Consider the following 21,809-nt stretch of genomic DNA (forward strand, 5'->3'; position numbering starts at 1 on the left):
AAGGCTTGCAATAAGGGGTCATCACTGCGGAGGACCCCATGCGCCTGACCTTTTTGATCGCCGCCCTGTTCGCCCTGCCCCTGCGGGCCGACCCGGATCCGACCGACTGGACCGCCGTTCTGGAAGACGCGCGCGGCCAGACCGTCTACTGGCACGCCTGGGGCGGCGCAACCGCCACGAATGATTTCATCCGCTGGGTCGCACAGCAGGTCGATGACCGTTTCGGCGTCCGCCTCACCCATGTCAAGCTGGCCGATACGGCCGATGCCGTCAGCCGGGTCATTGCGGAAAAGAACGCCGGCAAGACCGATGGCGGGGCGGTCGACCTGATCTGGATCAACGGCGCGAACTTCGCCGCGATGAAGGAGAACGGCCTCCTGTACGGTCCCTGGGCAGAGGATCTTCCCAACCGGCGCTATGTCGATATCACCGACAGAGCCACGACCCATGACTTCACCGTTCCCACGGAAGGTTACGAAAGCCCGTGGGCCAAGGCGCAGGTTGTCTTTTACCACGACACCGCCCGCCTGCCCGCACCGCCCGTTTCCATGCCCGCCCTGCTAAACTGGGCCCGGCAAACCCCGGGCCGCTTCACCTACCCGCAACCGCCGGATTTTCTTGGCACAACGTTCCTAAAACAGGCGCTTTATGAACTGACGCCGGATCCGGCAGCCCTGCAATCGGCGGCGGGTGAGAATTACGACACGGCGACGGCCCCGCTCTGGGCCTTTCTCGACGATCTTACCCCGCACCTGTGGCGGCAGGGGCGCGCCTATCCCCAGACCGGCCCGCGACAGTTGCAACTGATGGCCGATGGGGAAATCGACCTTGCCATCTCGTTCAGCCCCGGCGAAGCTTCCACCGCCATTGCCAGCGGACAACTGCCCGATACCGTGCGCACCTTCGTGCTGGAGCGGGGCACGATCGGCAACGCCAGCTTCGTCGCGATCCCGTTCAATGCCTCCGCCAAGGCGGGGGCGATGGTGGTGGCGGATTTCCTGCTCTCGCCCATGGCACAGGCCCACGCCCAGGACCCGGTCGTTCTGGGCTATGGCACCGTTCTGGCCCTGGACAAACTGCCCGCGCCCGACCGCGCCCGGTTCACCGCGCTGGAACTGGGCATCGCCACCCTTCCGCCCGAGGCACTCGGCCCCACCCTGCCCGAACCACACCCAAGCTGGACGACGCGGATCGAGCAAGACTGGGCGCGCCGGTTCGGCGGCTGATGCAACTGCTGCGCGCGGCCCCCGCGCTGACGCTGCTGATCCTGCTGGGGCCGGTCGCGGCGGGCCTCATGGGGACTCTGGCCCCCGCTTTCGGGGTGCTGCCGGCCCTGGGCGGGACCACGCCCGGCCTCGCCCCCCTGCGCACTCTGCTGGCCTGGCCCGGCCTGACCGAGGCGGTGGGACTGTCCATCAGCACGGGGATCGCCGCGACGATCCTCTCGCTGGGGGTGGTGACGCTTTTCACGGCGGGTTGGTACGGCACCCGACCGATGCGCTGGCTGACCCGGCTTCTGGCCCCGCTGCTGGCCATCCCGCATGCGGCGGCGGCGTTCGGGCTGGCGTTTCTCGTGGCTCCCTCAGGGTGGCTGGCGCGGGTCTTCTCCCCCTGGGCGACAGGGTGGGACCGCCCGCCCGACCTGCTGATCGTACAGGACCCGCTTGGCCTGACCATGATCGCCGGGCTGGTGGTCAAGGAAATCCCCTTTCTGATGCTGATGACCCTGGCCGCCCTGCCACAGGCCCATCCCGAAAAACGCCTGACGATTGCCCGCGCCCTGGGCCACGGGCGGGTGTCGGGCTGGCTCAAGGCGGTGTTCCCGGCGGTTTACACCCAGATCCGGTTGCCGGTTTACGCAGTGCTCGCCTATTCGTTAACGGTGGTGGACGTGGCCATCATCCTTGGCCCGAACACCCCCCCGCCGCTAGCGGTTCAGGTGGTACGCTGGATGTCCGATCCGGATCTTTCGATGCGCTTTCCGGCCTCCGCGGGGGCAATGCTGCAATTGGTTCTGGTACTGGGGGCGCTGGGTCTGTGGCGACTGGGAGAACACATGATCGCGCGGCTGGCCCGCCCCTGGGCCGAGGCCGGACCACAGCACCTGCCGATGCGCGGCGCCGGGCTGGCGCTTGCGGCGCTGGGCGCCGGCACGGTCCTGGCCGGGCTGGGGGTACTCGGGCTCTGGTCGGTGGCCGGGTTTTGGCCGTTCCCCGACGCATTGCCCCGGAGCACGGAGATGGCAGGCTGGGTCCGTCACGGCGCGGCCTTGGGCACAGCGGCGTGGGAAACGCTGCGGATCGCCACCGCCGCGACCGGGGCGGCGCTGGGGATGGCGCTCGCGTGTCTTGAGGCCGAACACCGCTTTGGCCTGACACCGGGAACACGCAGCCTTTGGGTGCTGTATCTGCCGCTGCTGATACCGCAGGTGGCGTTCCTGCCGGGGTTGCAAACGCTTGCCCTGATCACGGGGGCACCGGAGGGGGGCATGGTTGTTCTTGGGCATCTCGTGTTCGTTCTGCCATATGTGTTTCTCACACTGGCAGCGCCCTGGCGCGCGTGGGATACACGCCATGCCACGGTGGCCGCCGCGCTGGGGGCGGGGCCGTGGCGCGTGTTCTGGACCGTGCGTCTGCCGATGCTGGCCAGCCCGGTGTTGACGGCGGGGGCGGTAGGGCTTGCGGTGTCGGTCGGGCAATACCTGCCAACACTGCTGATCGGGGGCGGGCGGATTCAGACCCTGACGACCGAAGCCGTCGCGCTGGCATCGGGCGGGGACAGGCGGGTGATCGGCGTAACCGCACTGGCCCAGACGGCACTGGCAGTGGGGGGGTTTGCCCTGGCTCTGGCAATACCGCGCCTGATGTGGCGCAACCGGCGCGGATTGAGGGGGGGAAGGTGAACGGATTGCATCTGGACAACATCGCCATCACCGCAGGCGGCGTGCCGCTGGTGGCGCTGTCCGCACATATCCCACCGGGAGAGACGCTGACAGTGATGGGGCCCTCTGGCGTGGGAAAATCCACGCTGCTGGCCGGGGTGATGGGCACACTCCCGGCAGGCTTTGCCCTGGGCGGGCGGTTGCGGCTGAACGGGCGCGAATTGACCGGCCTGCCGCCGGAAGACCGCCGGCTGGGCATACTGTTTCAGGACGAACTGCTGTTTCCGCACTTGTCGGTGGGGGGGAACCTGGCCTTCGCGCTGCCAGCCCGCCTGAGAGGCCGGGCCCGGCGGGCGCGGATTGAGGATGCACTGGACCGCATCGGCCTGTCCGGTTTCGCAACCCGTGACCCGGCAACGCTTTCGGGGGGACAGAAAGCGCGGGTGGCCCTGATGCGGATGCTCTTGGCGGACCCGCAGGCGCTGCTGCTGGATGAACCCTTCTCCCGCCTCGACACCGCCTTGCGCGCCCGGATCCGGGCGCTGGTTTTTGGCCTTGCGGCGGACCGCGGTCTGCCCGTCCTGCTGGTCACCCACGATGGCGAAGACGTACCTCCCGGCGGGCGTGTGGTGCAACTGGGCGGCTGACCCGCAGTTGCCGGCAGCCTCCTTCATACCGTGTCTTTCCGGCTTTCAGGACCGATATTCCTGCTGTAGCGGCAGGCACACGGGCTGAAACGCCGCGACGCAGGGCCCTCCGGTTGCAGCCCCCGGTGACACGACATAATCTGACTTTTAAAGTCGGAATTAGAGTCTCCCATGCCCGACCCCTCCGGTCCTCCCCGCCTTTCAGCCCCCGGCCGCGGCCAGGGACGCAGGCGGCGACACGGGTATGCCGCCGGTCAGGACGGGGGCCGCGGAACCGGGAACCGATACGCAAACGGACACGGCCTGCCGTCGCCGCACCCGTCCCTGAGCGGCCTTTGGGCCTGCCCCCGCCGCTTCTGGGCACGACGACGTTGTGGCACGCCCATGAAATGATCACCGGCTTCGGCGGCGCCTGCATGGCGGCCTATTTCCTGACCGCCCTGCACAACTGGACCGGCGGCCGGCCCGTCACCGGCCACACGCTGGCACTGCTGGTGGCGCTTTGGGCCGGTGCGCGGGTGGCCCTGGCCTTCGACGAGACGGCGCCGCTGGCCTGCGGCATTGCACCGGGGATAGCGTTTTACGGTCTGTTTGCCATCATTTATGCCCGCGCGGTCTGGCAAGGGCGCCGCTGGGGATGGCTCTTCCTGCCCGGCGTCATAGCCGCGCTGGGGGTATTCGATGCGCTTTTCGTCGCCGCCGCGCGCGGCGCCGTTTCCCTGCCCGACAGTATCGTGATGACAAGGGTCCTGGTTCTGTTCTTCGCCATCAAGGTTTCGATTGTCGCCGGTGGAATGACACCGCGCTTTACCGGCAACTGGATACGCCTGTCCGGCATGGGCCGCCTGCCGGTCTCCCGGCCGCTGGCCACGCGTGTCGGGCTCGGGCCGATGCTTCTGGCGATGGGGCTGACCTTTGGCGGGGCATGGCGGGCGGCCAGTCTGGCGCTGATCCTCGCCGGCGGGGTCCAACTCTGGCGGATGTGGGGCTGGCGCAGCTTGACAGCGCGCCGCTACGCACCCGCCCTGATGCTGCACCTCGCCTTCGCCTGGGTGCCGCTGGGGCTGGTCTTGACGGGACTGGCAGGGCTGTTCCGCCTGCCATGGCAGGAAACGGATGCCATTCACGCCCTGATGATGGGGGCGATGGCAGGGCTGGCGATGTCTATCGCCCTGCGGGCGCGCGCCGCGCCGGGCCGGTGCTGCGCCTGTCGGCCCTTCAGGTGGCAGGCTACGGGATGATCTGGAGCGCGACCTGGGTACGGCTGGCGGCCCCGGTCTGGTTCCCGCCGGGGTATGACGCCCTGCTGCGCCTTGCGGCCGTACTCTGGTGCCTGGGCTGGGGGGCATTCGCCCTGTCCTATCTGCCGGCCCTGCCGGCCCGTCCTGCGCCCGGTCTTTAACGCCCCCGGCGGTGGCGGCAGGCAGAGGAGCTTTCGGATGCCGGGGCACGAAGGGCCTGAAAACCGGCCTCACGATCGGTTGCCGCGCCGGGGCAACCGGGCAGACCTGCCTGGATGACAAGGCAAGGCTGCCCTCCTGCATCCGCGCGGACAGGCCCGCCCTTCCCGCGCCCCCACCCATCGTCGCCCGGATCAGATCGCGCCCCGCGACCCTGCCCGCCCGCAAAGCCGACAAGACCACGAAAGCGGGTAAGAACACCCTTCAGAAGACCTGGGGGCAGACCGCACAGCGGCAACGCCACGCGGGGCACCGCAACCGTCTGCCTGCACGAAAGGCCCGGCCTGAGATGGCCGCATGCGGCTTGCACCCGGCGAAAGGACGGATAGTGTGGCCTTCCCTGACTCGGAAAGTTCTCATGACGCACACGCTCCGCATCGCCCAGACCATCGCCGCCGAGATCGGCGCCCGCCCGGATCAGGTGGTCGCCGCCGTCGCCCTCCTGGACGAGGGCGCGACGGTGCCCTTCGTCGCCCGTTACCGCAAGGAAGCCACCGGCGGACTGGATGACACCCAGTTGCGGACCCTGTCAGACCGGTTGGCCTACCTGCGTGAGATGGAGGCCCGGCGCGAAACGATCCTCGACAGTGTCCGTGAACAGGGCAAACTGACCGACGATCTGGAGGCCCGCCTGCGCAAGGCCGCCACCAAGGCGGAACTGGAGGACCTGTACCTGCCCTACAAGCCCAAGCGCAGGACCCGCGCTGCGATCGCGCGGGAAAACGGGCTGGGCCCACTGGCGGAAAGCATCCTGTCCGACCGCATGACCCCCCCGGAAAAGCTGGCCATGGGCTACATCACGAAAGCCGTTCCCGATGTGAAGGCCGCGCTGGCCGGGGCGCGCGACATCCTCGTGGAAGGGGTGGCCGAAAATGCCGACCTGATCGGCCGCCTGCGGACCTTTCTGCAAGGCAACGCGCTGCTGATCTCCCATGTGGTCGCTGGGCAGGAAGACTCCGGCACGAAATACGCCGACTATTTCGACCACCGGGAGCCCTGGGCCAAAGTCCCCGGCCATCGCGCACTGGCAATGATGCGCGGCAGCAAGGAAGGGGTGCTGACCCTCGACATCGCACCGGACCCGGAAACCGGCCAGCCGCAGGTGGAGGCGATGATCGCTGCGGCGCTGGAAACCCGCACGGACGCGCCCGGTGACATCTGGCTGCGCGGTGTGGCGGGTTGGGCGTGGCGGACCAGGCTGAGCCTGTCGATGATGCTGGACCTGATGTCGGATCTGCGCACCCGCGCCCAGGAAGAGGCCATCCGTGTCTTCGCCCGCAATCTCAAGGATTTACTGCTGGCCGCACCGGCGGGAAACCGGGCGACAATGGGGCTGGATCCCGGAATCCGAACCGGCGTGAAGGTGGCCGTGGTGGACCCCACCGGCAAGCTGCTGGACACTGCCACCGTCTACCCCTTTCAACCCAGGAACGATCTGGGGGGCACGCGGGCCACGCTGTCGGCGCTGATCCGCAAACACGGGGTGGAACTGATCGCCATCGGGAACGGCACCGCCAGCCGCGAAACCGAACGTTTGGTGGCGGAGGTTCTGTCCGGCCTGCCGGCGCCGGTGCCGGGGAAAGTCGTCGTCTCCGAGGCTGGAGCGTCGGTCTATTCCGCGTCCGAGATGGCCGCGCGGGAATTTCCCGATCTTGACGTATCGCTGCGCGGGGCGGTCTCCATCGCGCGGCGGCTTCAGGACCCGCTGGCGGAGCTTGTGAAGATCGACCCGAAATCCATCGGAGTCGGCCAGTACCAGCACGATGTGGATCAGCACCGTCTGGAAAAGGCGCTGGATGCCGTCGTCGAAGATGCCGTAAACGCCGTGGGTGTGGATCTGAACATCGCTTCCGCCCCGCTGCTGGCGCGGGTCTCAGGGCTGGGGCCGTCCCTGGCCGAAGCCATCGTGGAACACCGTAACGCCCTGGGCGCCTTTGCAACCCGCAAGGACCTGATGCGGGTCCCCCGGCTTGGCCAGCGTACCTTCGAACAATGCGCGGGCTTCCTGCGCATCCGCAACGGGCAAGAACCGCTGGACGCCTCCTCGGTTCACCCCGAAGCCTACAGCGTCGCCCGGCGAATCGTGACGTCCTGCGGACGCGACCTGCGCAGCCTGATGGGCGATGAAACCCGCCTGAAGGCGCTGAACCCCGCAGATTTCACCGACGATACCTTTGGCCTGCCCACGGTGCGCGACATTCTTGCCGAGCTTGCCAAGCCCGGTCGCGACCCGCGCCCCGAGTTCGTCACCGCGAAATTCGCCGACGGGATCGAGGAGATTGCCGACCTGCGCCCCGGCATGCATCTGGAGGGCACGGTGACCAATGTCGCCGCCTTTGGCGCGTTCGTGGATATCGGCGTACATCAGGATGGGCTGGTGCATGTTTCACAACTGGCGGACCGGTTCGTGAAAGACCCCCACGAGGTGGTAAAAGCCGGCGACGTAGTGACGGTGCGCGTGGTCGAGGTGGACATCCCCCGAAAGCGTATCGGCCTGTCCATGCGCCGCGACAGCCCCCGCCCGGCGCGCAACGCCCCACCTGCAGAGAAGGGCAGCAAGTCCAAGCCGCGAAAGGATCGCGCCCCCAGAGAAACCGGCACCCTTGGCGCCGCCCTGGCGCAAGCGATGAAAAGGCGATAGGCGCGACACCCTGTCGCTTTCACACAGGCTGTGCGCCGTCATACCCCCGCGCGCAGGAGGACACCCCGTGAACGAAGACGACCTTTGCCCCCATGCAGGGGAACCCGTGATTCGGACCATCGCCATGCCCGCCGACACCAACCCGGCGGGCGACATTTTCGGCGGCTGGCTGATGTCCCAGATGGATCTTGCGGCCGGCAGCGTCGCGGCGCGCGTGGCGCGCGGGCGGGCGGCCACGGTCGCGGTGGACGGCATCCGCTTTCACAAGCCCGTGGCCGTCGGCGACGAGGTCTCGCTTTATGGCAAGCTTCTGAAGGTCGGGCACAGTTCGATGCAGATCAAGGTTCGCGCCTGGCACAGGGCACGGTGCAGCACGGCCAGCGAAGTCGTGACCGAAGCCATCTTCACCTTCGTCGCCATTGACGATTCCGGCCAGCCCCGCCCGGTGCCGCAGACGGGCTAGAAGGCCTTGAAAGTCAGCGTGGTCAGGGACCGGTCGATATCGGGAAGATCCAGAAGCCGGTCATTAATGTACTTGCCCACATCCTGCCCCTCGGGAATATACAGCTTCAGCAGCAGATCAAACTCCCCGCTGGTGGAGTACAGCTCCGAATGGAGTTCGCGCAGCACGATTTCCTCGGCCACATCGTAGGTTTTGCCCGGACGGCAGCGAAGCTGAACGAACACGCAGGTGGTCATCGGGGGCTCCTTCTTGTGACGGCGCAAACCTAGTCAGGCCGCCCCGCTCCGGCAAGCGGGAAAACGCGGGGCTTGGAAGGGGTGACGCCCCGGTGTAGGAAACATGGGCAATAAAACGGAGACCCCGATGCGGACGGCAAAGATCACGCGCAAGACGTCTGAAACCGACATCACCGTCGAGGTAAACCTGGACGGGACCGGCACCTATGACATCGCGACGGGGGTTGGCTTCTTCGACCACATGCTGGAGCAACTGGCCCGGCACTCGCTGATCGACATGAAGGTCCGTTGTTCGGGCGACACCCATATCGACGACCACCACAGCGTGGAGGACGTGGGCATCGCGCTGGGGAAGGCGCTTGCGCACGCACTGGGCGACAAGCGTGGCATCCGCCGCTACGGCGCCTGCCTGCTGCCGATGGACGATGCGCTGGTTCGCACGGCGCTGGACCTGTCCGGCCGGCCCTATCTGGTGTGGAATGTCGGGATGCCGACCGCCAGGATCGGCAGCTTCGATACCGAACTGCTGCGCGAATTCTTCCAGGCGCTCAGCACCAATGGCGGCATCACCCTGCACATCGATGCCCTGCACGGGTTCAACAGCCACCACATCGCGGAGGCGACCTTCAAATCCGTTGCCCGCGCCCTGCGCGAGGCCGTGGAAACCGACCCGCGCAAGGCGGATGCGATCCCCTCGACGAAGGGGGCCCTTTGACGTGCTGACCGCGATCGTCGATTACGAGTCGGGCAACCTGCACTCGGCCCGGAAGGCGTTTGAGCGGGTCGCCCGCGACACCGGCGCGGGCGAGGTGTGTGTGAGCGCCGACCCCGAGCTGGTGCGCCGGGCCGACCGGATCGTGCTGCCCGGCGACGGGGCCTTTCCGGCCTGCCGGCGGGCATTGTTCGACCATTCCGGACTGTTCGAAGCCATCGAGGAAACCGTTCTTGAAAAGGGCCGCCCCTTCATGGGGATCTGTATCGGGATGCAGATGCTGGCCACACGCGGGCTGGAATACATGCCGACCGACGGGTTTGACTGGATCGGTGGCGATGTCGTGCCCATCACCCCCGCGGATCCGGCGCTGAAGGTCCCCCACATGGGCTGGAACGATCTCGTCTGCGACGCGCCCCACCCGGTACTTCAAGGGATCGAAACCGGCGACCACGCCTATTTCGTGCATTCCTATCACTTCAAGCTGTCATACCCCGCCCAGCGTTTGGCCCATTGCGGGTATGGCGGACCGATCACGGCCATCGTGGGGCGCGACAATATCGTCGGCACCCAGTTTCACCCGGAAAAAAGCCAGGCCACCGGGCTACGGCTGATCGCGAATTTCCTGGGCTGGAGGCCCTAACCCAACAGCCTGCCGCGCAGCGAATTCGGGGCGCTTTCCACGATCTGAACCTGTGCGATGCGCCCCATATAGGTTGAAGCGGCCTCGACATGAACGGCGTGCAGATGGTCGGATTTCCCCGCCAACTGCCCCGACATGCGGCCCGGTTTCTCGAACAAAACGCCGACGGTCTTGCCAACCATGGCGGCCTGCGCGGCCTGTTGCTGCTCTCCCAGCAGGGACTGAAGGCGGTACAGGCGCTCCGACGCGGCGTCCGGGTCCACCTGATCCCGTTCGGCGGCAGGGGTACCCGGGCGCGGCGAATACCTGAAGCTGTAGGCCTGCCCGTAGCCGACCGCACGCACGAGGTTCAAGGTATCCTCGAAATCCGCCTCGGTCTCGCCGGGGAAGCCGACGATGAAATCGCCCGACAACAGCAGGTCGGGCCGCGCGGCGCGAATGCGCGCCACCAGCCGCAAATAACTTTCCGCGCTGTGCTTGCGGTTCATCGCCTTGAGAATCCTGTCGCTGCCCGACTGCACGGGCAGGTGCAGGTAAGGCATCAACTTGGCGCAATCGCCATGCGCGGCGATCAGGTCGTCTTCCATGTCATTCGGGTGCGATGTGGTGTAGCGGATGCGCTCCAGCCCCTCGATTTCGGCCAGTGCGCGAACCAGACGCGCCAGGCCCCAGTCCCGCCCGTCGGGACCCTCGCCATGATAGGCGTTGACGTTTTGCCCCAGAAGCGTGATTTCGGCCACCCCACGCGCCACCAGATCCCGCGCCTCGGTCAGCACGCGGACGACCGGGCGGCTGGCTTCGGCCCCGCGCGTGTAGGGCACAACGCAGAAGGCACAGAACTTGTCGCATCCCTCCTGCACCGTCAGGAACGCGGACGGACCACGCATCGCCTTGGGGCGGACGGCAAGATGCTCAAACTTGTCCTCCTCGGGGAAATCGGTATCCAGCGCCCTTTTCCCCTTGCGCGCAAGGGTTTCCAGTTCGGGCAGACGGTGATAGCTTTGCGGCCCCACCACCAGATCCACCATCGGCTGTCGGCGCAGGATTTCCTCCCCCTCCGCCTGTGCGACACATCCGGCGACGCCGATCTTCAGGTCCGGATTCGCAGCCTTCAGCCCCTTGAAACGCCCCAGTTCCGAATAGACCTTCTCGGCGGCCTTTTCACGGATGTGACAGGTGTTGAGCAGGATCATGTCCGCGCCTTCCGGGCTGTCGGTCAAGGTATAACCTTTCCCGCCCAGGGCCTCGGCCATGCGCTCACTGTCATAGACGTTCATCTGACAGCCATAGGTCTTGATGAAAAGCTTCCTGTCGCCGGCCATGCCTTACCCCCGTTTCCGGTGCGGCTTCCTACACAATGTACACGCACGCCGCAACGGCTTGCATCCCGGCGCGCTTTGTCAGACCTTCGTCCCATCACGGTTTTACGGATTGCAGATGATCGAAAATTCCTTTTCCGGACTGGGCGACTTTCTGAACCGCGCCAAACCCCTTCTGGCGAAAGGCCCGGTGGCGCTGATTTTCGCCGAGGATGGCACAGAGGTCGAAAGCACGGTCCAGCACCACCTGAACCTGGGCTTTCGGCAGGTTTTCCTGTTCGCGCCCCCCTCAGTCCGCCTGCCGCACTCCTCCAGTCAGCCGAACCTGCACCGTGTCACATACGACACCCGCGCCGAGGCGGCCCTGACCCACGCGATCAACCGTACCTGCGCCGCAGCACCGGGAACATGGTTTTACTACTGCTTCAACGCCGAGTATCTGTTCTTTCCCTTCTGTGAAACCCGGACCGTTGGCGAGATGCTGGATTTCCATACCGAGGAACGGCGTGAGGCAATGCTGGCTTTCGTGGTGGACCTTTACGCCGAGGATATTTCCGCCCATCCCGATGCCGTCTCGCTGGAAACCGCGCACCTGGACACGTCGGGATACTACGCTCTGACCCGCGAGGATGCTGAAAACGACTGGCAACCCAAAGAGCGGCAAATGGATTTCTACGGTGGCCTGCGCTGGCGGTTCGAGGAATTCGTGCCCTACGAACGCCGCAAGATCGACCGCATCGCCCTGTTCAGGTCCGCGACCGGGCTGAAGCTTCGCGATGACCATACGTTCAACATGGAGGAATACAACACCTATTCCTGCCCATGGCACCACAACATGACCGCAACGATCTGCTCTTTCCGCACGGCCAAGGCACTGCGGACGAATCCGGGGTCACGCCCGCATATCGACAATTTCATCTGGCACAAATCCCGCCCGTTCGAATGGTCTTCGGGTCAACTCATGGATCTGGGCCTGATGGAACCCGGCCAGTGGTTCTAGGAAGCGCCCCCTGGGGCGTTTCCCGTTTTTTCGCCCGCTTCAGGCCCGGCGCAACCGCAACACCACATCCACTTTCGAGATGCGTGTCCCTTCGGGAGGCTTGGGCAGGTTGACGATTTCAAGCTGGTCGCCGGGCGCATCCGTCAGGCGACCCTCATCTTCCCAGAAGAAATGCGGGTGATCGTCGACACGGGTATCGAAATAGCTTTTCGACCCGTCGACCATGACCTCCTGCATCAGCCCGGCCTCGCAAAAAGCGCGCAGCGTGTTGTACACAGTCGCAAGAGACACCTTTTCACCGCTTTCGCAAGTTGCGGCATAAAGGCTTTCGGCCGTCACATGGCGGTTTTGGCCGTCACCTATCAAAAGTGTCGCCAGCGCGACACGCTGCCGGGTAGGGCGCAATCCGGCCCGCATCAGCCAGTCTGCGCTGCGGGCCGTGATTTCGGCTTGGTTGATATGTGTGTTCAGCTTGTCCATGAAACTTATATATGTACTTGAGGTAGTGCGATTCAAATTATTTTCAGTCGCAGCGGCGGTTTGGCGCGCCCCCGGCCCCTATTGCCACCCGCCGAAGCGGGGTGTTAGAGGAAACGGAACCAGAACCAACCGCAAAGGGACGGGTCCGCATGGCCGATTTTCCGACAAGTTTCGACAAGGACGGGCTTTTGAAATGCGCACGGGGGGAGCTTTTCGGCCCCGGCAACCCGCAACTGCCGGAACCGCCGATGTTGATGATGGACCGCGTGACCGAGATCAGCGCCGATGCCGGGGAATTCGGCAAAGGTCATGTGGTCGCCGAATTCGACATCCATCCCGACCTGTGGTTCTTCAAGTGCCACTTTCCGGGGGACCCGGTGATGCCTGGCTGCCTGGGGCTGGATGCGCTGTGGCAACTGACCGGCTTCAACCTGGGCTGGCGCGGAATGCTGGGGCGCGGGCGCGCCCTGGGCGTGGGTGAGGTGAAATTCACCGGCATGGTGACGCCCCAGGTCCGGAAAGTCACCTATATCGTGGATTTTACCCGCGTCATCGACCGCAAATTGAAAATGGGTATCGCCAACGGCAAGATGCTGGCGGATGGCGAACATATCTATTCGACCGAAAACATGAAAGTCGGCCTGTTCACCGAGTGATCCGGCCCCGAAGGAGGACAGACATGCGCCGCGTCGTTATTACCGGGATCGGCATCGTCTCGCCGATCGGCAACACTACCGAAGAGGTTGAGGCATCTCTGCGCGCCGGCCGCTCCGGCATCCGTTTCGAAGAGGTTTACGCCGCCAACGGTTTTCGCAGCCAGGTGGCGGGCATTCCCCAGATCGACCTGACCGAGGCCGTCGACAAGCGCATGTTGCGCTTCATGGGGCCGGGGGCCGCCTACAACTACATATCGATGGAACAGGCGGTGGCCGATTCCGGGCTTGAGGAAAGCGACGTGTCAAATGAACGCACGGGCCTCATCATGGGCTCCGGCGGACCGTCCACGTCGAACTTTTTCGCCGCGCACCAGATCGTTAAGGAAAAAGGCAGCCCAAAGCGGATGGGCCCGTTCATGGTCACGCGCTGCATGTCCTCGACCAACTCCGCCTGCCTGGCGACGCCGTTCAGGATCAAGGGGGTGAACTACTCCATCACCTCCGCCTGTTCGACCTCGGCGCATTGCATCGGCAACGGGGTGGAACTGATCCAGATGGGCAAGCAGGATGTCATCTTCGCCGGCGGCGGGGAAGAAGTGGACTGGACGCTGTCATGTCTTTTCGACGCGATGAACGCGATGTCCTCCAAATACAACGATACGCCTCAGACAGCCTCACGCCCCTTCGACGCCACGCGCGACGGGTTCGTGATTGCCGGGGGCGGTGGCGTCGTGGTCCTGGAGGATCTGGAGCACGCCAAGGCCCGCGGCGCGAAAATCTATGCCGAGGTAACCGGCTACGGCGCCACCTCGGACGGCTACGACATGGTCGCCCCCTCCGGCGAAGGCGGGGAACGGTCCATGAAGCTGGCCCTGTCCACCCTGCCCGAAGGCCGCAAGGTGGATTACATCAACGCCCATGGCACATCGACCGTCGCAGGCGACGTGGTGGAGGTCCAGGCCGTGCGCCGCGTCTTTGGCGAAGACACCATGCCGGTGATCGGCTCCACCAAATCGCTGACAGGGCATTCCCTGGGTGCGACCGGCGTACATGAGGCCATTTACTCTCTCATCATGCTGAACAAGGGGTTCATCGCCGCCTCGGCCAACATCGTCGAACTGGACCCCGAAATCCGCAAGGGCGAAATCGTCACCGAACTGCGTGAGGGCGTAGAGATCGACAGCATACTGTCCAACAGTTTCGGCTTTGGCGGAACCAACGCCAGCCTTGTTCTGAGCAAATTTCAAGGATGACCTTCCATGCCTGACCTGATGAAGGGGAAGCGCGGCCTCGTCATGGGGGTCGCCAATGACAGGTCCATCGCCTGGGGCATTGCCAAGGCACTGGCCGATGAGGGGGCCGAGCTTGCCTTCAGCCACCAGGGGGAAAGTTTCGGAAAGCGGGTGCTGCCGCTGGCCGAAAGCGTGGGGTCCTCATTTCTTCTGGATGTGGACGTGACGGACGATGCCTCGCTCGAAGCCGCCTTCGGAAGGCTCGAACGGGAATGGGGATCCCTGGATTTTCTTGTCCATGCCATCGCCTTCTCGGACAAGGCCGAACTGTCGGGCCGGTTCATCAACACCAGCCGCGAGAACTTCAGGAACAGTCTCACGATTTCCTGCTATTCGCTGATCGATGTGGCGCGCCGGGCCCGGCCTCTGATGTCCAATGGCGGTACGATCCTGACGCTGACCTATCAGGGGTCCAACCGGGTGATCCCGTATTACAACGTGATGGGCGTTGCCAAGGCGGCTCTGGAATCGACAGTGCGCTACCTGGCCTCCGATCTTGGCCCGGACGGCATCCGCGTCAACGCGATCTCGCCGGGGCCGATGAAGACGCTGGCGGGGGCGGCCATCGGGGGCGGCCGGAAGACCTTCCGCCATACCGAGGCCAACGCCCCGCTGCGCGCCAATGCAACACTGGAATGTATCGGGGGAACAGCCGTCTACCTTGCCTCCGACCACGGGGCCTGTACCACCGGCGAAGTGATCGCCGTTGACGGCGGCTACCATGTGCTGGGAATGCCCCGTTCGGAAAACCTTTAGGGGGACAAGGCCCCATCCGCGCGGGGCCTTGTTTTTCAGACGATCTCGACCAGCTCGATGGCGAAGGTCAGATCCTTGCCGGCCAGCGGGTGATTGGCGTCAAGGATCACCTCGTCGTCAGTCGCTTCGGCTACGGTGACGGCCATCACCTGCCCATCGGGCGTCTGCAACTGCAACTGGGTCCCGATTTCCAGCGGAATATCGGCCGGAACCTGCGCGCGGGGCACCGCCTGTGTCGCCTCCGGGTTATGGGCGCCATAGGCTTCGGCACAGGGCACTTTCACGGTTTTCTGCGCACCGGCTTCCATCCCCGGCAGTGCCTTGTCGAGGCCGGGGATGATCTGCCCCGCGCCCACGGTGAATTCCAGCGGGTCGCGGCCCTCGGAACTGTCGAAGGTCGTTCCGTCGTCCAGCGTGCCCGTGTAATGAATGCGAACGGTGTCGCCCGGCTTTACGGTCATCAAACTCTCATATCGCTAGGGGTGAATTGCAGAGGCCGCGACCATGCCGCAGGTTCTCCGGGTGCGCGGTCAGGGTAAGCCCTGAGAACACGATGTAAACCCCCGGCGTCGCTTCAGGCGGTTTCAGGCTCTATCAGGCCCATCGCCGCCCCCGTCGGGTCGATGACGATGGCGATCCGCCCAACACCGGGCATGGCAAAGGGCGGTTTGCCGACTTTGCCTCCCAGCGCGGCGCTCCGCTCCAACGCGGCGCCGAGATCGTCCACCGCAAAGTAGCTGAACCAATGGGCGGGCAGCCCGTCGAAACCATCCATGCCGGTGATGTCCATCACCCCGACGCTGGGTTGGCCGTCGCGACTGCCGATATGATAGGTCATGGTGTCGTGATCGACCTTTTCAAAGGTCCAGCCGCAGACATCGCTGTAATAGCGCAGCGCCGCAGGCACATCGCGGGTCATCAGTTCCGTCCACCAGACGGTGCCGTTTACGGTCATGGGAAATCTCCTTTGCCATCCCGCCATCCTACACTATTTCCGCGGGGCTTTCCCCGGGCGCGTCCCTGTGCAAGTGTCACGGTCGGGAGGCAACCATGACCATCACGACCTGCATCTTCGACGCCTACGGCACGCTCTTCGACGTCACCGCCGCCGCACGGCAGGCCGCCGTAGAACCGGAACACGCGTCACTTGCCGCACATTGGCCGAAACTGGCCTTCGACTGGCGGCGCAAACAGCTGGAATACACCTGGTTGCGCGCCGTCACCGGGGCGCATGCGGATTTCTGGGCCGTCACCGGGGACGGGCTGGACTGGGCGCTGGAGGCCAACGGCCTCACCACCCCGTCCCTGCGCGCACGCCTGCTTGATCTGTACCGGGAACTGTCCCCCTACCCCGAAGTCCCGGCGATGCTCTCGGCGCTGAAACAAAGGGGGAAGGCAACGGCGATTCTTTCCAACGGCTCGCCGGGAATGCTGGAGGATGCGGTCGCCTCCGCCGGAATCGGCGGCGCGCTGGATGCCCTGCTGTCGGTTGAAAGCGTGGGCATCTTCAAGCCCCATGCCAGGGTTTACGACCTTGTCGGTCAGCGGTTCGGCTGCCCACGGAACACGGTTCTGTTTGTCTCCTCCAACGGCTGGGACGCTGCGGCGGCGGCGGGCTACGGGTTCAGGACCGCGTGGGTCAACCGCGACGGTGCGCCGGTGGATCGCCTGCCCTGGCGCCCCGCCCATATCCTGCCGGACCTGACCGGCATCCCCGAAATCGCGGAGGCATGATGCAGTATTTCACCGCCGCGGATGGCGCCCGGCTGGCCTTTCGGGACACGGGCGCAGGCCCGGCCCTGATCTGCCTTGCCGGGCTGACGCGCAACTCCACGGATTTCGACGATCTTGCCCCGCATCTTCGCGCGCGCCTGATCCGGCCCGACTATCGCGGGCGCGGCGCGTCGGAGTGGACCGGCCCCGCCACCTATACCGTCGCACAAGAGGCGCAGGACGTTCTGGCCCTGATGGATCACCTGGGCCTTGAGGCCACGCCGGTTCTGGGCACCTCGCGCGGGGGGCTGATCGGCATGGCGCTGGCGGCGATGGCACCCGAGCGGCTGACCGGGGTGTGCCTGAACGATATCGGGCCGGAGATCGCGCCCGAAGGGCTGGCCCGCATCGCCGATTATGTCGGTCGACCGCCCAGGATCGCGACTCTTGGCGACGCCGCCGCCGCGCTGGCTCAAAGTCCGGGGTTTGAAACCGTGCCGATGGTGCGCTGGCACGCCGTCGCACTGCGATTGTTCCGCGTAACCGAAACAGGCCTGACCCTGCCCTATGATCCCGCCTTGCGGGAAGCCTTCCTCAGCGCGTTCGAAAGCCCGCAGATGGATCTCTGGCCCCTGTTCGATGCGCTGGCCGGCAAGCCCGTGGCGCTGCTGCGGGGGGCGAATTCCGACCTCCTGACCCCGGACACCGTGCAAGAGATGCGCCGCCGCCGTCCGGACATGCTTTATGCCGAAATACCCGGACGCGGCCACGTGCCGTTCCTCGACGAACCCGAAAGCCTGCGCATTCTGCGCGCATTCCTGGAGCAGACCGCATGAACATCGACATGATCGAGGCCGCCGCCGCCCGCCTCGCGGGGCATGCGCGGGTGACGCCGCTCCTGTCTTCACCGTTCCTGGACGAAATTGCCGGACGGCGGGTGTTCGTCAAGGCCGAATGCCTGCAACATACGGGCAGCTTCAAGTTTCGCGGGGCGTGGTCGGCGCTTTCGGGGATGCCGCAAGCACAGCGCGCGGGGGGGGTGATCGCGTTTTCCTCCGGCAACCATGCGCAGGGCGTGGCGCGGGCGGCGCAACAACATGAAACACGGGCGGTAATCGTGATGCCGTCCGACGCACCCCGGCTCAAGATCGTCAATACACGCGCATTCGGGGCCGAGGTGGTGGAATACGACCGGACCACCGAAGACCGGGACGCCCTTGGCGCGGAGCTTGCCGAAAGCCAGGGGCTGACACTGGTCAGGCCCTTCGACGACCCGCAGGTCATCGCCGGACAAGGCACCGTGGGGCTGGAATTGGCCGACCAGGCACGGGCGGCCGGTGTGCGGCAGGCCGATGTACTGATCCCCTGCGGCGGCGGCGGGCTGACCGGCGGCATCGCGCTGGCGCTGGAGGCGCGCGCGCCCCACCTGCGCCCCCGCCCGGTGGAACCGCAGGGGTTCGACGACGTGGCCCGTTCGCTGTCTGCGGGACGAATCGAGCGCAACCCGGCACTGGTCGGGTCGCTTTGCGACGCGATCATCACGCCTGCACCGGGGCAGATCACCTTCCCGATCATGGCCCGGCACTGTGGCCCCGGTATCGTTGTCAGTGACGAGGACGCCCTGCGCGCCATGGCCGCCGCCTTCACCCGGCTGAAGCTGGTGCTGGAGCCCGGTGGGGCCGTCGCGCTTGCGGCGGCGCTGTTTCATCCCGAAACGGCGGTGGGCGACGCGGTGATCGCGGTGGCCTCGGGCGGGAACGTGGACAGCGCGTTTTTCACCCGCGCACTGGAACTTTACGGCGCGTAATACGCTTGCGGCAGGCCGGGGCCTGGCCGAAAATACCGCGAGGAAGGGATAATTGCCATGAAAGCTGTCGATCTGGGCGATGTAGTTTTGCATTACCGCGAGGATGGCGACCCGGACGGGGCGCCCATCGTTTTTGCCAATGCGCTGGGCACCGACCTGCGCCTGTGGGACAACGTGGTGCCATACCTGCCGGGATTGCGGATCATCCGCTATGACATGCGCGGGCACGGGGTGTCGTCCTGTCCGGACGGGCCTTACTCCATGGGGCAACTGGTGCGCGACGCGGAGCGTCTGCTCGACCGTCTGAAGGTGCGGGAATGCGTCTTCGTCGGGCTGTCCATCGGGGGGATGATCGCACAGGGGCTGGCCGTCAAGCGGCTGGACCAGGTTCGCGCGCTGGTGCTGTCAAACACCGCCGCCAGAATCGGTACTGCCGATATCTGGTCCGAGCGGATGCAGGCGGTGCGGACCGGCGGCATCGCCGCACTGGCCGATGGCACGATGGAACGCTGGTTTACCCGCGCCTTCCGCGACAGCCCGCAGGCGATTCTCTGGCGGGCGATGCTGACCCGCCAGCCGGTGGAAGGCTACCTTGGCTGCTGCGCGGCGATTTCGGGGACGGATTTCTACACACCGACCTCGGGCCTGAGCCTGCCCACACTGGCGATTGCCGGCAGCGAAGACGGATCCACCCCGCCGGATCTGGTGCGCGAAACGGCAGACCTGGTAAAAGGTTCGAAATTCCGGCTGATCCGCGGCGCGGGCCACCTGCCCTGCGTGGAACAGCCGGAAACCTATGCCGAAATCCTGAAAACCTTCCTGGCGGAGATCGGTCATGTCTGAGGCGCGTTTCATCCTTGTTCACGGGGCGTGGGGCTCCTCGGCAAGCTGGGGCGGCCTGCCCGCGCTTTTGCGCGCCCAAGGCCACAGCGTGCGGGCCCTTGACCTGCCCGGCCATGGGGAAGACCGCACCCCCCCCGAAACCGTCACGCTGGCCGATTATGCCCGCCATGTCGCCGGAGTGTTGCGTGCCGGCCCCCCCGCGGTCCTGGTTGGCCATTCGATGGGCGGCATGGTGATCTCCGCCGCCGCCGAGACCGCGCCGGAGCATCTTGAACGGCTGGTCTATCTTGCCGCCTTCCTGCCGAAATCCGGTGACAGCCTGATGAGCCTCAAGCAGCGGGAGGGCCCGACCATCGCCGCCGCCGTACGCCCCGGCCCGGTCAGGGGCACGACCGTTCTGGACCCGGATACCGCCGCCGGCTTTCTGTTTCAGGATGCCACGCCAGAACAGCGCGCAAGCGCGCTTTCGCGTCTCGGCCCGCAACCCAATGCCCCACAGGTGGAACGGATCAACCTTTCCGCCAACAGGTTCGGGCAGGTGCCGCGCCATTACATCCTGTGCGAAAACGATCAGACCGTGACACCCGAACTTCAGCGCGCCATGGCCACCGAAACCCCTTGCGAAACACTGCACAGCCTGCCAACAGGCCACCTGCCGCAACTGACCGCGCCCCAGGCGCTGGCCGACCTTCTGAACCGCATCGTCTCCGAGGCAAAATGACCAAACCCTGTATCATTTGCGTGGCCATCACCGGCTCTGTCGCCCGCAAGGAAAACAACCCCGCCGTCCCGACCGCCCTGAACGAACAGATCGAAAGCACCCACGCCGCGTTCGAAGCCGGGGCCGCGATTGCCCATTGCCACGTGCGCAACGACGACCAGACGCCTAGCTCCGACCCGGAGCGTTTCGCAAAGCTGATGGAAGGGATCCGCACCCACTGCCCCGGCATGATCGTGCAACTTTCCACGGGGGGGCGCTCCGGCTCCGGACAGGAGCGGGGCGGCATGCTGCACCTGCGCCCGGAGATGGCGTCGCTTTCGGTTGGCTCGAACAACTTTCCCACCCGCGTGTACGAAAACCCGCCGGAACTGGTGGACTGGTTGTCGGGCCTGATGCTGGACTACGACGTCAAGCCTGAAATCGAGGCCTTCGACCTCTCGCACATCTTCCAGGCCGTGAAGATGAGCGAGGACGGCAAGTTGCGCAAACCGCTTTACGTACAGTTCGTGATGGGGGTGAAAAACGCCATGCCCGCGGACAAGCGCAGCTTTGACTTCTACGTGGAAACGCTCACCCGCCTTGCCCCGGATGCGCAATGGTGCGGCGCGGGCGTGGGCCCGAACCAGATCCGGGTGAACGAATGGGCCATCGCCGCGGGCGGGCACACCCGCACCGGGCTGGAAGACAACGTGCGGCTGGATCGCGATACTCTCGCCCCCTCCAACGCGGCGCTGGTGGAACGGGCCGTGGACCTGTGTGCGCAATACGACCGGCCCGTGGCCACCTGTGCCCAGGCGCGTGAGATCCTGAACCTGCGGGCCGCATGACATGGCGGTCACCCCGTTTGACAGCGCGCTCTACCGCGATCTGTTGACCGACGCGGAAATCGCTCCGCTTTTCACGGACAGCGCCGAAATCCGGGCAATGCTGCTGGTGCTGGGCACGCTGGCGCGGGAACAGGGGCAGCTGGGCGTGATCCCCGAAACCTCCGGCGCGTTTCTGCATCGGGCCGCAATGGAGGTACAGGTGGACCCGGCAGGCCTTGCGGCGGACACGGCGCGGGACGGCAGCCCTGTCCCCGCGCTGATCGCGGCCTTTGCCAAGGTGCTGGAAGCCCCCGAGCACGCCTCCTGTCTGCAACACGGCGCCACCGACGAAGACATTGCCCGGACCGCGCTGGCCCTGCGGCTGCGGCAGGCCCTGGCCATTCTCGAAACCCGGCTGACCGGCGCGTTTCGCAACCGTCTTCAGGTGCTGCGCCCCAGGGTTCAGGCCGTATCGCTCAGCGATGACCGTACGCGCGCGGCGCTGGCCAGGGCGTTGCACCTTTCCCCCGCGGGCGGAGGGGCAGAGGACCGGCAGAGGCTGGCCCGGCTTCTGGCGGAAATCGTCGCCTCCCGCCCGGGCCCGCTTGGCGCCTTTGCGGCAGGGCTGACAGGGCCCTCTGGCGGGCCGCTGCAAGATGCGCTGTGCCTTGGCCCCTTGACGATGTGTGCGGCACGCGCCGCGCAATAGGGCTTTTCCAGCCCCGCGCGGGCG

The 21,809-nt window shown here is 65.8% G+C and carries 23 protein-coding genes and 1 pseudogene; 19 read left to right on the plus strand and 5 right to left on the minus strand.

Features of this window, described 5'->3' with window-relative positions; all coding sequences use genetic code 11:
- Positions 1-38 precede the first annotated feature (38 nt).
- The 6 genes and pseudogenes from C8N32_RS09435 to C8N32_RS09465 all read left to right on the plus strand — a co-directional run bounded on the left by C8N32_RS09435 (position 39) and on the right by C8N32_RS09465 (position 8,092).
- Entirely contained in the window at positions 39-1,226 is a 1,188-nt protein-coding gene (locus C8N32_RS09435; RefSeq protein WP_107892743.1) for an ABC transporter substrate-binding protein, read from the plus strand.
- Complete coding sequence (locus tag C8N32_RS09440; RefSeq protein WP_107892744.1) at positions 1,226-2,902, plus strand: ABC transporter permease; 1,677 nt, start codon at positions 1,226-1,228, stop codon at positions 2,900-2,902. Before C8N32_RS09435 ends, C8N32_RS09440 begins: the two co-directional genes overlap by 1 nt.
- Positions 2,899-3,528: an ATP-binding cassette domain-containing protein gene (locus C8N32_RS09445; protein ID WP_107892810.1), complete on the plus strand. Its 630-nt coding sequence runs from the start codon at positions 2,899-2,901 to the stop codon at positions 3,526-3,528. Before C8N32_RS09440 ends, C8N32_RS09445 begins: the two co-directional genes overlap by 4 nt.
- Positions 3,529-3,944: 416 nt before the next feature.
- Positions 3,945-4,930, plus strand: a pseudogene (locus C8N32_RS09450) (NnrS family protein).
- A gap of 416 nt (positions 4,931-5,346) precedes the next feature.
- Complete coding sequence (locus tag C8N32_RS09460) at positions 5,347-7,629, plus strand: Tex family protein (protein WP_107892747.1); 2,283 nt, start codon at positions 5,347-5,349, stop codon at positions 7,627-7,629.
- A 124-nt stretch (positions 7,630-7,753) separates the two neighbouring features.
- The gene (locus tag C8N32_RS09465; RefSeq protein WP_107892811.1) at positions 7,754-8,092 is read left to right on the plus strand and encodes an acyl-CoA thioesterase; all 339 of its coding nucleotides are present in this window, start codon (positions 7,754-7,756) and stop codon (positions 8,090-8,092) included.
- Here C8N32_RS09465 and C8N32_RS09470 read toward each other — a convergent pair.
- Positions 8,089-8,328, minus strand: coding sequence for an Lrp/AsnC ligand binding domain-containing protein (locus C8N32_RS09470; protein ID WP_107892748.1), 240 nt, complete (start codon positions 8,326-8,328; stop codon positions 8,089-8,091). The two genes, C8N32_RS09465 and C8N32_RS09470, sit on opposite strands and share 4 nt — an antisense overlap.
- Positions 8,329-8,455: 127 nt before the next feature.
- Between C8N32_RS09470 and hisB the strand changes: the two genes are divergently transcribed.
- Together hisB and hisH are read left to right on the plus strand one after the other, a co-directional pair.
- Entirely contained in the window at positions 8,456-9,043 is a 588-nt protein-coding gene (gene hisB / locus C8N32_RS09475) for an imidazoleglycerol-phosphate dehydratase HisB (RefSeq protein ID WP_107892812.1), read from the plus strand.
- A gap of 1 nt (position 9,044) precedes the next feature.
- A complete protein-coding gene (gene hisH / locus C8N32_RS09480; protein WP_107892749.1) occupies positions 9,045-9,683 on the plus strand; it encodes an imidazole glycerol phosphate synthase subunit HisH in 639 nt (212 codons plus the stop codon).
- Here the strand turns inward: hisH and miaB are convergent.
- Complete coding sequence (gene miaB, locus C8N32_RS09485; RefSeq protein WP_107892750.1) at positions 9,680-11,005, minus strand: tRNA (N6-isopentenyl adenosine(37)-C2)-methylthiotransferase MiaB; 1,326 nt, start codon at positions 11,003-11,005, stop codon at positions 9,680-9,682. The two genes, hisH and miaB, sit on opposite strands and share 4 nt — an antisense overlap.
- A gap of 115 nt (positions 11,006-11,120) precedes the next feature.
- On the opposite strand from miaB, the gene C8N32_RS09490 reads away from it, so the two are divergent.
- Positions 11,121-12,002, plus strand: coding sequence for a hypothetical protein (locus C8N32_RS09490; RefSeq protein ID WP_107892813.1), 882 nt, complete (start codon positions 11,121-11,123; stop codon positions 12,000-12,002).
- 39 nt (positions 12,003-12,041) lie between these two features.
- Here C8N32_RS09490 and irrA read toward each other — a convergent pair whose 3' ends face one another.
- Positions 12,042-12,482: an iron response transcriptional regulator IrrA gene (gene irrA / locus C8N32_RS09495; protein WP_107892751.1), complete on the minus strand. Its 441-nt coding sequence runs from the start codon at positions 12,480-12,482 to the stop codon at positions 12,042-12,044.
- 149 nt (positions 12,483-12,631) lie between these two features.
- Between irrA and fabA the strand changes: the two genes are divergently transcribed.
- From fabA to C8N32_RS09510, 3 genes are read left to right on the plus strand one after another with little or no spacing between them, the layout of a single operon-like run.
- Positions 12,632-13,138, plus strand: a complete 507-nt coding sequence (gene fabA / locus C8N32_RS09500) for a bifunctional 3-hydroxydecanoyl-ACP dehydratase/trans-2-decenoyl-ACP isomerase (RefSeq protein ID WP_107892752.1) — start codon at positions 12,632-12,634, stop codon at positions 13,136-13,138.
- A 23-nt stretch (positions 13,139-13,161) separates the two neighbouring features.
- Positions 13,162-14,391: a beta-ketoacyl-ACP synthase I gene (fabB, locus tag C8N32_RS09505; RefSeq protein ID WP_107892753.1), complete on the plus strand. Its 1,230-nt coding sequence runs from the start codon at positions 13,162-13,164 to the stop codon at positions 14,389-14,391.
- Positions 14,392-14,397: 6 nt separating this feature from the next.
- Positions 14,398-15,186 (plus strand): enoyl-ACP reductase FabI, encoded by a 789-nt coding sequence (locus tag C8N32_RS09510; protein ID WP_107892754.1) that lies wholly within the window; start codon positions 14,398-14,400, stop codon positions 15,184-15,186.
- 35 nt (positions 15,187-15,221) lie between these two features.
- Here the strand turns inward: C8N32_RS09510 and C8N32_RS09515 are convergent, their stop codons facing one another.
- Together C8N32_RS09515 and C8N32_RS09520 are read right to left on the minus strand one after the other, a co-directional pair.
- Positions 15,222-15,650, minus strand: a complete 429-nt coding sequence (locus tag C8N32_RS09515) for an FKBP-type peptidyl-prolyl cis-trans isomerase (RefSeq protein ID WP_107892755.1) — start codon at positions 15,648-15,650, stop codon at positions 15,222-15,224.
- A 110-nt stretch (positions 15,651-15,760) separates the two neighbouring features.
- Positions 15,761-16,141: a VOC family protein gene (locus tag C8N32_RS09520; protein ID WP_170106767.1), complete on the minus strand. Its 381-nt coding sequence runs from the start codon at positions 16,139-16,141 to the stop codon at positions 15,761-15,763.
- Positions 16,142-16,236: 95 nt separating this feature from the next.
- Between C8N32_RS09520 and C8N32_RS09525 the strand changes: the two genes are divergently transcribed.
- From C8N32_RS09525 to C8N32_RS09555, 7 genes are read left to right on the plus strand one after another with little or no spacing between them, the layout of a single operon-like run.
- Positions 16,237-16,920, plus strand: a complete 684-nt coding sequence (locus C8N32_RS09525) for a haloacid dehalogenase type II (protein WP_107892757.1) — start codon at positions 16,237-16,239, stop codon at positions 16,918-16,920.
- Positions 16,917-17,735: an alpha/beta fold hydrolase gene (locus C8N32_RS09530; protein ID WP_107892758.1), complete on the plus strand. Its 819-nt coding sequence runs from the start codon at positions 16,917-16,919 to the stop codon at positions 17,733-17,735. Before C8N32_RS09525 ends, C8N32_RS09530 begins: the two co-directional genes overlap by 4 nt.
- Positions 17,732-18,706, plus strand: coding sequence for a threonine ammonia-lyase (locus C8N32_RS09535; protein WP_107892759.1), 975 nt, complete (start codon positions 17,732-17,734; stop codon positions 18,704-18,706). The genes C8N32_RS09530 and C8N32_RS09535 overlap by 4 nt, the downstream gene beginning before the upstream one ends.
- A gap of 57 nt (positions 18,707-18,763) precedes the next feature.
- Positions 18,764-19,549 carry a 3-oxoadipate enol-lactonase gene (gene pcaD, locus C8N32_RS09540; RefSeq protein WP_107892760.1) on the plus strand — a complete coding sequence of 262 codons (786 nt, stop codon included), beginning with the start codon at positions 18,764-18,766 and terminating at the stop codon, positions 19,547-19,549.
- Positions 19,542-20,270 (plus strand): alpha/beta fold hydrolase, encoded by a 729-nt coding sequence (locus C8N32_RS09545; RefSeq protein WP_107892761.1) that lies wholly within the window; start codon positions 19,542-19,544, stop codon positions 20,268-20,270. The genes pcaD and C8N32_RS09545 overlap by 8 nt, the downstream gene beginning before the upstream one ends.
- A complete protein-coding gene (locus C8N32_RS09550; RefSeq protein ID WP_107892762.1) occupies positions 20,267-21,097 on the plus strand; it encodes a 3-oxoadipate:acetyl-CoA acetyltransferase in 831 nt (276 codons plus the stop codon). Before C8N32_RS09545 ends, C8N32_RS09550 begins: the two co-directional genes overlap by 4 nt.
- A gap of 1 nt (position 21,098) precedes the next feature.
- Positions 21,099-21,785: a lyase family protein gene (locus C8N32_RS09555; protein WP_107892763.1), complete on the plus strand. Its 687-nt coding sequence runs from the start codon at positions 21,099-21,101 to the stop codon at positions 21,783-21,785.
- Positions 21,786-21,809 lie beyond the last annotated feature (24 nt).

This window comes from Rhodovulum imhoffii, from assembly GCF_003046545.1.
GTDB classification, from domain to species: Bacteria; Pseudomonadota; Alphaproteobacteria; order Rhodobacterales; family Rhodobacteraceae; genus Rhodovulum; species Rhodovulum imhoffii.